Source organism: Brevundimonas sp. SS2672, assembly GCF_059579685.1.
Map to the genome: position 1 here is coordinate 128,558 of NZ_CM184201.1, position 12,098 is coordinate 140,655.

Annotated in this window: 12 protein-coding genes; 4 read left to right on the forward strand and 8 right to left on the reverse strand. The window is 68.4% G+C overall.

All coding sequences use genetic code 11. The features are described 5' to 3' along the window. Nucleotides 1-28: 28 nt before the first annotated feature. From AC52GN_RS00615 to prfA, 5 genes are all read right to left on the reverse strand, one after another. The gene (locus tag AC52GN_RS00615) at nt 29-982 is read right to left on the reverse strand and encodes a TraB/GumN family protein (protein ID WP_346486271.1); all 954 of its coding nucleotides are present in this window, start codon (nt 980-982) and stop codon (nt 29-31) included. A gap of 37 nt (nt 983-1,019) precedes the next feature. Further along, nucleotides 1,020-1,217: a helix-turn-helix transcriptional regulator gene (locus AC52GN_RS00620; RefSeq protein WP_291778678.1), complete on the reverse strand. Its 198-nt coding sequence runs from the start codon at nt 1,215-1,217 to the stop codon at nt 1,020-1,022. 10 nt (nt 1,218-1,227) lie between these two features. After that, on the reverse strand, nt 1,228-1,665 hold the full coding sequence (locus AC52GN_RS00625) for a hypothetical protein (protein WP_496527852.1): 438 nt from the start codon (nt 1,663-1,665) through the stop codon (nt 1,228-1,230). Nucleotides 1,666-1,749: 84 nt separating this feature from the next. Then, nucleotides 1,750-2,964 (reverse strand): DNA recombination protein RmuC, encoded by a 1,215-nt coding sequence (locus AC52GN_RS00630; RefSeq protein WP_496527853.1) that lies wholly within the window; start codon nt 2,962-2,964, stop codon nt 1,750-1,752. A gap of 72 nt (nt 2,965-3,036) precedes the next feature. Then, nucleotides 3,037-4,104 (reverse strand): peptide chain release factor 1, encoded by a 1,068-nt coding sequence (gene prfA / locus AC52GN_RS00635; RefSeq protein WP_291778685.1) that lies wholly within the window; start codon nt 4,102-4,104, stop codon nt 3,037-3,039. A 198-nt stretch (nt 4,105-4,302) separates the two neighbouring features. On the opposite strand from prfA, the gene AC52GN_RS00640 reads away from it, so the two are divergent. Continuing rightward, on the forward strand, nt 4,303-4,920 hold the full coding sequence (locus AC52GN_RS00640; protein ID WP_312219437.1) for a response regulator: 618 nt from the start codon (nt 4,303-4,305) through the stop codon (nt 4,918-4,920). A 78-nt stretch (nt 4,921-4,998) separates the two neighbouring features. Further along, a complete protein-coding gene (locus AC52GN_RS00645; protein ID WP_312219436.1) occupies nt 4,999-5,778 on the forward strand; it encodes a sulfite exporter TauE/SafE family protein in 780 nt (259 codons plus the stop codon). Nucleotides 5,779-5,785: 7 nt separating this feature from the next. Here the strand turns inward: AC52GN_RS00645 and AC52GN_RS00650 are convergent, their stop codons facing one another. The 3 genes from AC52GN_RS00650 to AC52GN_RS00660 are packed head-to-tail and all read right to left on the reverse strand — an operon-like array spanning nt 5,786 to nt 9,461. Further along, complete coding sequence (locus tag AC52GN_RS00650) at nt 5,786-6,388, reverse strand: glutathione S-transferase N-terminal domain-containing protein (RefSeq protein WP_496527854.1); 603 nt, start codon at nt 6,386-6,388, stop codon at nt 5,786-5,788. Continuing rightward, on the reverse strand, nt 6,385-6,678 hold the full coding sequence (locus AC52GN_RS00655; protein ID WP_496527855.1) for a putative hemolysin: 294 nt from the start codon (nt 6,676-6,678) through the stop codon (nt 6,385-6,387). The genes AC52GN_RS00650 and AC52GN_RS00655 overlap by 4 nt, the downstream gene beginning before the upstream one ends. Then, on the reverse strand, nt 6,678-9,461 hold the full coding sequence (locus AC52GN_RS00660) for a M14 family metallopeptidase (RefSeq protein WP_496527856.1): 2,784 nt from the start codon (nt 9,459-9,461) through the stop codon (nt 6,678-6,680). The genes AC52GN_RS00655 and AC52GN_RS00660 overlap by 1 nt, the downstream gene beginning before the upstream one ends. A gap of 399 nt (nt 9,462-9,860) precedes the next feature. Here AC52GN_RS00660 and AC52GN_RS00665 point away from each other — a divergent pair, with 399 nt between their 5' ends. Together AC52GN_RS00665 and AC52GN_RS00670 are read left to right on the forward strand one after the other, a co-directional pair. After that, nucleotides 9,861-11,129, forward strand: coding sequence for a dicarboxylate/amino acid:cation symporter (locus AC52GN_RS00665; RefSeq protein WP_291778700.1), 1,269 nt, complete (start codon nt 9,861-9,863; stop codon nt 11,127-11,129). A gap of 364 nt (nt 11,130-11,493) precedes the next feature. Further along, the gene (locus tag AC52GN_RS00670) at nt 11,494-12,090 is read left to right on the forward strand and encodes a helix-turn-helix transcriptional regulator (RefSeq protein WP_496527857.1); all 597 of its coding nucleotides are present in this window, start codon (nt 11,494-11,496) and stop codon (nt 12,088-12,090) included. Nucleotides 12,091-12,098 lie beyond the last annotated feature (8 nt).

Genomic DNA, 12,098 nt, shown 5'->3' on the forward strand with positions numbered 1-12,098 from the left:
CGTTTTTTTGCACGGCGACGGCCTCGGGTCAGTCGCGAACTTCCTCGACGGCGACGCCGCGCCTGGCCAGCATGGCCTGGACGCTGTCGGAGCCCGCCAGGTGGCCGGCGCCCACCGAGATGAAGGCCGTGCCCGAGCCTTCCAGCAGGGCCACGATCTGATTGGTCCAGTCGGTGTTGCGGCGCGTCAGCATGACCTCGTACATCTCGGGCGATTCCGCCTTCATCTCCTGGCCGATCAGGGCGTCCAGGCCGTCGACGTCGCCGGTCGACCAGGCGCCGACCATGCGGCCCAGGAACTCCGGCGCCTGATCGAACTCCTTCAGCCCCGAACGCAGCATGGCCAGTTGCGCCTCTTCCGACATGTCGGCGATGAAGCCGATCTGCTGAGGCATGGTCTCGAAGCCCTTGATCGGCTTGCCGGTGGCGGCGGCGCGGGCGTGCAGCACCTGGTCCCCGCCGTTCTGCGGCAGGTAACCGGCCTTGGTGATGCTGGCCATGGCCAGTTGCAGGGCCGCGAACCACGGGCGCAGCGGGTCCAGTTGCGCGGCCGTCGCGCCGATGGAGCGGGCGGCGGCGTCGAGGTCGGCCTGTTCCTCGGCGGTCAGCAGGCTGGACAGGGGGCGATCGGGCGAGACCCCCTTGGCCTGGATGATCGGCACGGCGCCGGCCGCGTCGTTCAGATCGGCGATCTCGAACCAGTATTCGTCGGCGCTGGCGAAGGCGCGGTCCAGCGTGGCGCTGCCCCAGGGCGTCTCGGGCTTCAGCACATGGACGGTGCCGAACAGGTAGAGGGTGGAGTCCTCGTCCTTGACCACCCACAGGCGCGGGCCGGACCCGGCCGGAGCGGCGACCACGGCGGCCGGATCAGCGGCGGCGGGCGCCGTCTGGGCCAGGGCGGGCGTCGTGGGGGCCAGCAGGACGGCGGCCAGGGCGGCGGCGGAGACGGAGGCGGCGGCGCGGCTCCAGAGTCGATGGATCATGTCAGGCTCCTAGGGGCGCAAGAGGAAAGGAAGACGCTCAGCCTTCCTCGTCGATGAAGATGGATTCGATGGGCATCTGGAACAGCCGGGCGATCTTGAACGCCAGCGGCAGGGAGGGGTCGTAGCGGCCGGTCTCCAGCGCATTCACCGTCTGGCGCGACACGCCCAGTTCCTCGGCCAGGTGCGCCTGGCTCCAGTCGCGCTCGGCGCGCAAGACCTTGAGGCGATTCTTCATGGCGTTCCCCTCAACGGCGTCCCAGCCACCACCAGGCCCAGGCCAGGCCGTAGCCGACGAGTTGGAAACCCAGGGTGATGATCATGCCGGCGCCCACCAGATCGGCCGGGGTCTGTCCCAGGCTGGCAGGAAGGACGATGTCGGCCGGGCGCGTCGTCAGCACCAGCATGAGGACGAGGCCGACCAGCATTCCGGTGCTGCCGCCCCAGTACCAAGCCCATTTGTGCGCCTCGCGCGCGGCCTCATCAAGGCGACGCCACCACCAGAAGGACACCCCCAGGACAGCCGCCATCATCACGACTGTGAAGGCCACGGTCGTCCAGAACGCCGCCGAACCAGGGCGATCGGCCAGGAAGCCGCTGGTCAGGCCGCCGACGAAGCCGATCAGCACGACCGCCCCGAACAGGATCGCCACGCCCTTCGGGCCAAGTGGTTTCGTCGATTTCATGGGCCTCGCCGCCGTGAGCTGATTTGACAAGCGAGTTTTACAGCCTGCCCGTCGAGGGTCAAGCGTGTTTGTCACATGCCGCCATCACTCCGGCGCGTTCAGCAGCTCCGGGCGGCTGAAGGCGCGGGGCGACTGCTCGACCGCATTCAGTTCGGGCAGTTCCTTGCCCTCGTGGTCGACCTTCAGATCCTCGAAGCGGCGGGCCGAGACCATGACCTGACTCTCCAGCGAGCCGACGAACTGGTTGTAGCGGCTGACCGCTGCATCCAGCGCCTTGCCGACCGAGGCGGCGTGGCCGCCCATGACCGACAGGCGCTTGTAGAGCTCCTTGCCCAGCCTGGCGACATCCTCGGCGTTCTTGGCCTGCTCCTCGGCGCGCCAGCCGTAGGCGACGGCCTTGCACAGGGCGAACAGGGTGGTCGGGGTGACGATGACCACGCGCGAGGCCATGGCCGTGGTCATCAGGTCCGGCTCGTGATCCAGGGCGGCGGCCAGGAAGGCGTCGCCCGGCACGAACATGGCGACGAAGTCGGGGCTGGGCTTGAACTGGTCCTGATAGGCTTTGGACGACAGCTGGCGCACATGGGTCTTCATGCTGGCGGCGGTGCGCAGCGACATGGCGCGGGCCTGAGCCTCTTCGTCCCCGTCCGCCTCGTCGGCGAAGGCCAGGGACACCTTGGCGTCGATGACGAACATGCCGCCGCCCGGCAGTTTGACGATGAAGTCCGGGCGCTGCTGACGGCCCTCGTCCGTGGCCGAGGAGTTCTGTTCCTCGAAGTCGAAACGGCCGGCCATGCCCGCCGCCTCCAGCACGTTGCGGCAGGTCTGCTCGCCCCAGCGGCCGCGACGGCCGGTGTTGCCCTTCAGCGCCTCGGTCAGGCGGCGCGCCTCGTCGCGGGTAGCGGTGGAGGCGGCCATCAACAGGCCGAGCTGCTCCTTCAGCCCGCCCGTCTCGTCGGCGCGCGCCTTCTCCAAGGCCGTCACGTGTTCCTGAAACTTGGCCAGGGTCTCGGACACCGGCTTGAGCTGAGCCTCCATCCGCTCGCGCGCGACGCGGTCCTGGGCCTGGAAGGTTTCGGTGGCACGGGCGACCAGCTTGGACGCCACCGCCTCGGCCGACTGGGAGGCCTGAGCCTTGAGGAACTCGGCCATAGAGTCCCGGCTCTCCTCCATCAGGGCCAGCCGCGCGTCGGCGGCGTCCAGCGCGCCGCGCGTCTTCTGCCAGCCCATATAGGCCCACAGGAAGCCCCCCGCAGCGACCGCCGCAAAGGCCAACAGGATGAGTTCCAGCATGTTCATGCTCCGTTCCTAGCGGGAGTCGGAGCATGATTAAAGGCGGGCCGCGTCAGACGCGGACGCGCCTGCGCGCCTTCAGCCCAGTTCGGCTTCCAGATCGGCCAGGCGGGCGGCCTGATCCTCGGCGATCAGGGCGTTGAGCATGGGGTCGAGGTCGCCCTCGAGGATTTGCGGCAGGCTGTGCAGGGTCAGGCCGATGCGGTGGTCCGTCACCCGCCCCTGCGGGAAGTTGTAGGTGCGGATGCGCTCCGAGCGATCGCCCGAGCCGACCTGGGACTTGCGCGCGTCGGAACGAGCGGCGTCCTTGGCCTGACGCTGCATGTCGTACAGGCGGATGCGCAGGTTCTTCATCGCCTTGTCGCGGTTCACGTGCTGCGACTTTTCCGACGAGGTGGCGACGATGCCGGTGGGCAGGTGGGTGATGCGCACCGCCGAGTCGGTCTTGTTGACGTGCTGACCGCCTGCGCCGGACGAGCGGTAGGTGTCGATGCGGATGTCCTTGTCGAGAATCTCGATCTCGACGTCCTCGACCTCGGGCAGGACGGCGACCGTGGCCGCCGAGGTGTGGATGCGCCCGCCCGCCTCGGTCGTGGGCACGCGCTGGACGCGGTGGACGCCGCTCTCGAACTTCAGGCGGCCGAAGACGCCCTCGCCGCTGACGGTGGCGATGATTTCCTTGAAGCCGCCCGCGTCGCCTTCGGCGGCGCTGTCGATCTCGACCCGCCAGCCGCGCGTGGAGGCGTAGCGCGAATACATGCGGAACAGGTCGCCGGCGAACAGGGCGGCTTCGTCCCCGCCCGTGCCCGCGCGCACTTCCAGCACGGCCGAGGCGTTTTCATCGGCGTCGCGCGGGGCCAGCAGCAGGGCGACCTCGCGCTCAAGCTCCGGCAGGCGCTCGGTCAGTTCGTCCAGTTCGTCGGCGGCCAGGGCGGCCATTTCCGGGTCGGCGGCCATGGCCTTGAGGTCGTCCGCCTCGGCGCGGGCGCGGGCCAGGGCCTGAACGGCGTCGGCCACCGGCTTGAGCTCGGCGTGCTCCTTGGACAGGCGCACGATCTCGGCGCCGTCCGTGGCGGCGCCCATCCGGGCCTCCACCTGATGGAAGCGGTCGAGCACCTGATCGAGCCGGGCCTGTGGCAGTCGCAACGGCGTGTCCTTGCAGAGAAAATCGAGGGCGGAGCCTTACCTGCGACGCGCCGCCGTGTCGATAAAAACGCCTCTACACGCACGCATGGAGCGATTGTGAACAGCCGTCACAAGCTTGTCAGCTCGGTTTCGTCACCGCCTCAAACGCCCTAGCTCCCACTCCAGATTAACCGGGCTGAAACGAAACGGAGACAGGGCATGACCCATGAAAAGCCCCCGGAGGGGGTCTCGGCGGGCATTGCGCCGGGCGCCGACGTCGCGCGCCTTTGCGCCCTTTACGACGGGCTTCTGACGCCGGGCGGCGCGGCGCTGAGCCCGGCCGCCGAACAGGAACTGAAGGCCCTGGCCAAGATCTTCGACCTGGACGCCGAGCGGCCCGCTGTCGAACTCTGGCCCTATGTCCGCGCCGTTCTGGTGCGCCAGGCGCCGCCGGAGACCGCTTCGACGCCGGCCGAGGTCGAGCCTCGGACCGTGCTGCTGGTCGAGGACGACGCCGACGCCGCGGCCGACCTGACCGAGGCTCTGGACGCCGCCGGGCACCGCGTGGTCGGCCCGTTCCACAGCGCCGAGGCGGCCGAGGCGGCGACGGCCCTTCACCCTGTCGACCTGGCTCTGCTGGACATCAATCTGTCGGGCGAGGCGACGGGCGTCGACCTGGCCCGCAGTCTGAAATCGCGCTGGGGCGTGCCGGTCATCTTCCTGTCCGGCGACGTGACGGCGGCGGCGCACAACGCCGAGCTGGCCGCCGCCATGGTCATCAAGCCTTACAGCGGCCGCGACGTGCTGGACGCCATCGCCCGGCTTGAGGTCGCCTGAGGTCCTGGCGCGAGCCATTGCCAGGCGCGTCGCGACCTGCGCCTGATGGTCGCCGAACATCCGTCGTCGAGGCGCTGAATGGACACCTTCTTCCTGTTCCTGCTGGTCGGCGTCCTGGCTCAGGCGGTCGACGGCGCCCTGGGCATGGCCTACGGCGTCATCTCCTCCTCGGTGCTGCTGGCGCTGGGCGTGCCCCCGGCCACGGCCTCGGCCAGCGTCCACGCCGCCGAGGTCTTCACCACCGCCGCCTCGGCTGGAAGCCACGCCTGGCACCGGAATGTCGAGTGGCGGCTGCTGGCGCCCCTGGCCGTGGCCGGCGTGATCGGCGGGGTTCTGGGCGCCTATGTTCTGACCGGGTTGGAGGCGGCGGTGATCAAGCCCTTCGTCGTCGGCTATCTGGCGCTGGTCGGCGTATGGATTCTGTGGCGCGCCGGACATGACGTCCGCCCGCGCCATCTGCCCGCCTGGGTTACGGCGCCGCTGGGCCTGGTCGGCGGCTTTCTGGACGCCGTGGGCGGGGGCGGCTGGGGGCCGACCGTCTCGTCGACCATGGTCGGCGCCGGGCATGAGCCGCGCAAGGCGATCGGCACGGTGAACACGGCCGAATTCTTCCTGACCGTCGCCATCTCGGCCACATTCGTCTGGGCCCTGGTCACCGGCCACTGGGAAGAGGCCGGCGCGCTTCAGAACCACGCGGCGGCCGTCGGCGGCCTGGTGGTCGGCGGCCTGATCGCCGCTCCCTTCGCCGGCCTGATCGTCAAGAAGGTGCCGCGCAAGGCCCTGGCCTATGCGGTCGGCGTCCTGCTGCTGATCCTGGCCGCCTTCCAGGCCGTCCAACTGCTGAAGCTGATCGGCTGAACCCCGCCTAGCGCGGGAAGGTGTCGACGAAGCTGGGACGTCGCTCCAGCGCCGACTGCATGGCGACCAGGTTCGGGCGGCCCGTCTTCCAGTCATAGTCCGGATGGCGGAAGCCGATCCAGGTGACGGCGATCCCGGCCGTCAGGACGCCCATGTCCAACGCCTCGGCGTCCGGCGAGGCGGCCTCCAGCGCATCCAGGGCGCGGCCCATGTTGACCGTCCAGCGCTCGATCCAGGACGACGAGCGCTCCTGCTCGGGCCGACGCTTCTCCAGCACCAGCTTGACCCCCATCTCCAGCGCGGCGTTGGCCAGGGTCTCCAGCCGTTTGACCCTCAGGCGCTCCGCTCCCTCGGTCGGCAGGAGGCGCGGTCCGGACCCGAGCGCGTCCAGATATTCGGCGATGACCGGGCTGTCGGTCAGCGGCCGGCCGTCCTCGGCGATCAGGGTCGGGACCTGCACCACGGGATTGGTCGACAGAAGCTCGGGCGCATTGGCGTAGGGATCGACGACGATCTCCTCGATGCGGTCCGCCAGCCCCTTCTCCCGAGCGACGATGCGGACCTTGCGCGCAAAGGGCGAGGGGGTGGTGATGTAGAGCTTCATCGTCATTCCGCCGTCTCGTCGGCCGCCGGGGGCGCCACGCAGCGCTTGTCGCGGAACAGGGCCCATTCCTCGCACTGGCGGCCGTCCTCGAAGATGCAGACGCCGTATTCGCCGCCCTGGGCGTCGCGACGGATTTCCGACCGGCCGCCCTCCTGTCCGCAATGGACCGAGGCGGGATTGGCCATGCCGACGGCCTGGGGCGACGAAGGCTCGGCCTCCTTCGGCGGAGCGCAGGCGGCCGTCGTCAGCAGCGCTCCCGCCAGGATCAGGCGCATCAGTCCTGTTCTCATACTCATCAGCGTCTTGCCTCCTTCGTCACGGCGGGGCCGTAGAACAGGGCGTTGAACAGCAGTCGCGACGACGCCCGCGCCTGGGCGCGGTTCACCACATCGGGACCCAGAACGATGACCCGGCCCTGGCCGTGCTCCAGGTCCAGCACGGCGTCGGCGCCCGACAGCCGTTCCGGACCGATGGCCCAGCCGCTGGAGACGGCGACCTGCTGCGGATAGCGCACCAGGCTGGCCCCTTCGCCCGCATGGCGGAAGCCCGTGTTGCGGTTGAAGAAGACGTTCATCTGGCGCGGGGCGCCGAAGGTGAGGGGGCGGCTGTTGTCGACCTCTGTCTTCAGCACCGCGCCGGGGATGAAGAAGTCGGTCGAGGCCAGGGGCTTGCCGTCGGCGCCCGTCAGCACGTCCTGCACCGGCGCGCCCATGGCGGCGGCCAGGCGGTGGGCCGAGCCGATGGTGACGACGCTGCCGCCCGCCCGCGCGAAGGCGTCCAGCTGGGGCACGGTCGTCTCGGCGGTGATGTGGCCCAGCCAGCCGCGGTATTCGGCGGGTATGCTCTCGGGCGTCGGCTGCGGGCGCTGGGCGGCGGCGGACAGGTCGGCCGGGATCATGTCCGAGGCGAAGACCAGGACGTCGAAATCCTTGTTCAGGTCGCCCGCGTCGAGGCGCTGCGGATAGACCACCTCGAAAGGATACTCGAACTGCTCCAGCATCCACTTGGTCCAGCCCGAGGCCATGGAGCCGCCGTAGCGATCGACCAGGCCGATGCGCACTGGCTTCAGGGCGATCTGCTCGCCGCCCGGCGCGCGGGCGACTGCGTGGGCGTTCAGGCCCAGGTCGCGCACGGCCGCCTCGACGATCGGGCGGGCCTTGTCGTCGGCCGGAATCCACAGGGCTCCGGGCGGCAGGGTCGTGCGACCCGCGCGGGTATCGCCCTCCTGCCAGTAGACGGGCAGACCCGCAGCCAGCAGGCGGTTGGTCAGGATGTAGCCGTTGACGGGCGCATGATCGATCAGCCAGCCCGCCCGGCCCGATCCCTCGATCCGGCCCGGCGGCGGGGCCATGACGTCGGCGACGCGTTCGGTCGGCGCCTCGAAGCCGTCCAGGATGCGGTCGAACTGCACGCCCATCTGCATGGCCAGGGTGTAGCCCGTGGCGTCATAGGGCAGTTTGGGCGGGCCGCCCGGATACTGCAGGTCGTGCGGGTGGTCCTGCGGCTCGAACATGTCCAGGACGTGCGGGCGATAGGCCTGGGCCGTCTTCACCACATAGGAACCCGCCGGATAGGTCTTGCCGCCCACGGTGAAGGCCTGGGTGGCGCGATCCACATCCACGCCGGTCTTGATCAGGCTGTTGAGGAAGGCGACGGCGGTGGGCAGGTCGGCCTGGTCCGCCGGGATGACATAGCCGCGCGGGTCGCGCCGGGCCGGGTCGCGCAGCACGCTGTCATAGAGCGCCGGATCAGCCCCCTGGCGGGCGTCCGACGGCCCGGCGACGGCCTGCAGGGCCTCGACGCTCGCAGGCGTGACGCGCCAGGTGTCGGCATTGCCCTTGTCGATGGCGTTCTGGCCCATGCGCCAGATGTTGAACAGCACCCGATCCTTGTTGCGCGAGGCGTAGTTCAGCACCGCCCGGTTGATCGATTGCGAATATTCGATCGACTGGGCGAAACGCCAGGTCTGGGGCGCGATCGGCATGGGCAGGTCGTTGCGCGGCAGCTGGTTGTCCGGGATCAGGCGGATCTGGCTGGGAGTCGGATGGCCGGTGATCTCGGTCAGCAGGCCGACCGCGTTGTGGAAGTAGGTGACGGAGCGCTCCATCCCGTTGTTCCACGTCGAATAGTTGGCCCCGCTGCGCATGGTCGAGCCGGGCTTGCCCTCCTCGATCAGGCGGCTGTGCATGGCGGCCCCGACCTCGGACAGGGTGCTCATGACCAGGGGGTCGTAGTTGTAGTTGAAGGGGTCGCGGAACGGCGGCATGAAGACCACGGTCCCCGCCGGCGCCGTCTGGTGGTGGTTGTAGATGATCTGCGGGAACCACTCGCGGAAGAACTGCCGGTTGACGTTGGTCGTCTCGGTCATGGCCGACAGGTAGTAGTCGCGGTTGTTATCGTGGCCGACGTACTTCTGATACAGCACCGGGATGCTGTCGTACTCGCGCTTCAGCGGGTCCGCGTTGCGCATGTACCAGGTCGAGACCAGCTCCCATCCGTCGGGGTTCATCGGCGCGAACAGGATGACCACGTCGTCTAGGATGCGCTTGGCCTCGGCGTCCTCGGCGGTCAGCCATTCATACAGGGCGGCGATCAGGGCCTGAGGCGGCACCGTCTCGGTGGAGTGCAGGCCGCCGTCGATCCACACCACGGCCTTGCCCTCGGCGGCCAGGGCGCGGGCCTCGTCCTCGCTGACGCCCTCGGCCTTGGCCAGGCGCCGCGCGATCTCCTGATAGCGGTCGATGTTCGCCAGGTTCCGCGGCGAGGAGACGACCGAGAGATACTGCGTCCGCCCTTCGGAGGATTTGCCGATCTCCAGCAGCTTCATCCGGTCCGACTGGCCGGCCAGGGTGTGCAGATAGCGCTCGAACTGGGTGTAGGTGATCAGATGATAGTCCGCCCCGACCTCATGGCCGAACGCCTCAAGCGGGGTGGTGAGGGTGCGGGCGGGGGCGGCCGTGGCCGCGACCGGGGCCGGCGCGACGGCCGCTTCAAGCGCCAGGACGCTGGTCGAAGAGAGGGCCAGGACGGCCAGCCCGGCGGCCAGTCGGCGTGCGGGAGCAAGGGCGGGTCGGGACATGAAGACTCCTGATGCGTTCACTCGGCGAGCCTTCTGCGAGGCCTGATTTGCAGCTTGGCGTTTTCGAGCCGCAGACGCAATTTGCCTTCAACCGTTTTCGAGCGCCGCACGAGCGCAATTTTCTTCGCGGTTTCGGGCGATGAGGGCGAGATCGCCCCTTTTCCGAGATCTTCTTCTGGAGTTGGCGAGTTTTCCGATTTCGATCGGAAAACCCTTCGCTTTTCGATCGAAATTCGACGGCCAATCCCTGACCGGCGCGCCTAGACCTCGAGGAGTTCGTTGGAGGTCGGGGGATTTTCGTTTATTCGCTGCCTCCTCCTTTTGGGCGGGTGGGGATCCTCCATCGGTTTGTAACTGGGGTCCGGCGGCGCCGGGCCTGCAAAGCTGGACGACTTTTGTATGAAACGTTTGTTCGCCTACTTCATCGTCGGGGCGATGATATTGGGGGTCCTGACGGGCTGGGGCCTCAATCATTTTCTCACGGCTGACCAGGCCTCGGCCGCGGCCTCTAATCTCAACGTGGTGACGGATGTCTTCCTGCGGCTGATCAAGATGATCATCGCGCCGCTGGTGTTCACGACCCTGGTGGCGGGCATCGCCCATATGGAGGACGCCGCCTCGGTGGGGCGGATCGGCGTGAAGACCATGACTTGGTTCATCGGCGCTTCGGTCGTGTCGCTGGTGCTGGGCCTGGTGATGGTGCAACTGCTGCATCCGGGCTCGGGCATGCATCTGCCGGAAGCGGTGGCGGCGACGGCCCCGGCGGCCTCGACCGACGCCTTCTCCCTGCATGGCTTCATCGCTCACCTGGTGCCGACGTCGATCTTCGACGCCATGGCCAGGAACGAGATCCTGCAGATCGTCGTCTTCTCCGTCTTCGTCGGCACGGCGGTCGCGGCCCTCGACGACAAGGCGCCGGCGGTGCTGCATCTGGTCGAACAGGCCGCCTCCATCATGCTGAAGGTGACCGAGTTCGTGATGAGGCTGGCGCCCTTCGCCATCTTCGCCGCCCTGGCCTCGACCATCGCCACCCAGGGCCTCGAGATGCTGGGCACCTACGCCAAGTTCGTCTTCGGCTTCTACGGCTCCATGGGCGTGCTGTGGTTCCTGCTGTTCCTGGCCGGCGCCGTGGTTCTGGGCAAGCGGGTCGTCCCGCTGTTCCGGGCCATCCGCACCCCGACCCTGCTGGCCTTCTCGACGGCCAGTTCGGAGGCCGCCTATCCCCGCATCCTGGAGGCCCTGCCCAAGGTGGGGGTGCGTCGTCGCATCGTCAGCTTCGTCCTGCCGCTGGGCTATTCGTTCAATCTCGACGGGTCGATGCTCTACTGCACCTTCGGGACCATGTTCATCATGCAGGCCCACGGCGTGCATCTCAGCGTGTCGCAGCAGATCTTCATGCTGCTGCTGCTGATGGTGACGTCCAAGGGCATCGCCGGAGTGCCGCGCGCCTCCCTGGTGGTGATCATGGCGACCCTGACCTACTTCGGCCTGCCCGAGGCGTGGATCGCCATCGTCCTGGGCGTCGATCACCTGCTCGACATGGGGCGCTCGGCCACCAACGTCGTCGGCAACTCGGTCGCGGCGGCCGTGGTCGCCAAGTGGGAGGGCGAACTGGACGATATGCCCGTGGATGGGGCCGACGGCGCGGAGCAACCGGCCGTCGCCTGAGGACCTCTTCGACATTCAGATGGAAGCGGCGGCCAGCGAAGGCCGCCGTTTTCAATTGCGATCCAGCCTTGCGGTCAGCGCCCGCGTTCACAGGTTGCGCTTATATGTGTCGAAAATTGCGCCAATCGCCGCGAAAGCTTGGCCGTAGGATGCGAAATCCGACCCATTTGGCGCAATAGGAGTGCGTCGCCTGTGGATATGTGTTAAGAATTCATGAGTGCTCAGGCGTTGTCTTCAAAACGCGGCCGGCTTCCCTGCGAGGCCGTGCGCCAGTCCTGGAGCGTTGGCGTTGGAACAAGCTGTGTGGGAGAGCCGGGCGGGACGCCGGGCTTTGGAGGGGCCGCTGTTCGCCCCGGATCGAAGATTGAATCCTGACCGTCGCCGACGGCCCTGGTCGGCGCCGGCCGATGACGCCGAAGGTCAGCGGAATCGCGCTCTGGCCGCCTGGATCGATCATGAGACGCGGGCGCGTCTGCTGGTCACGCGGGCGCTGGAGGTGGCGTGGATGAATGAGGCGGCCCGCATGCTTCAGGCGGACGACGACCTGTTCAAGGTCGAGGGCGGTCGGTTGGCGACACGTTCCCGCGCCCTGCCTCGTCTGATGTCGCAAGCGCGCGCGGATGAGGCGCGATGCCTGACCGCGCCGGGTTCGGACGGCCGGACCTGGGTGCTGTGGGCGCGCGAGGTGGCCTCGGCGCCGAACTGCCTGATCGGCCTGACCGTGCAGTGCGTCGGCGGGGCTGTCCGCTTCCAGGCCCTGATCGAGACCCACCTGCTGTCGCCCTCCGAAGGGCGGATCGTGGAGATGCTGCTGGCGGGACATGAGACCGGCCGCATCGCCCAGATCATGGACGTCTCGCTTGAGACCGTGCGCTCTCATCTCAAGCGGGCCTATCAGAAGATGGGCGTGCGCAGCCAGGGCGAACTGTTCGCCCAGGCCCTGGCCTTCGTCGTGCCCTGAACGAAGGG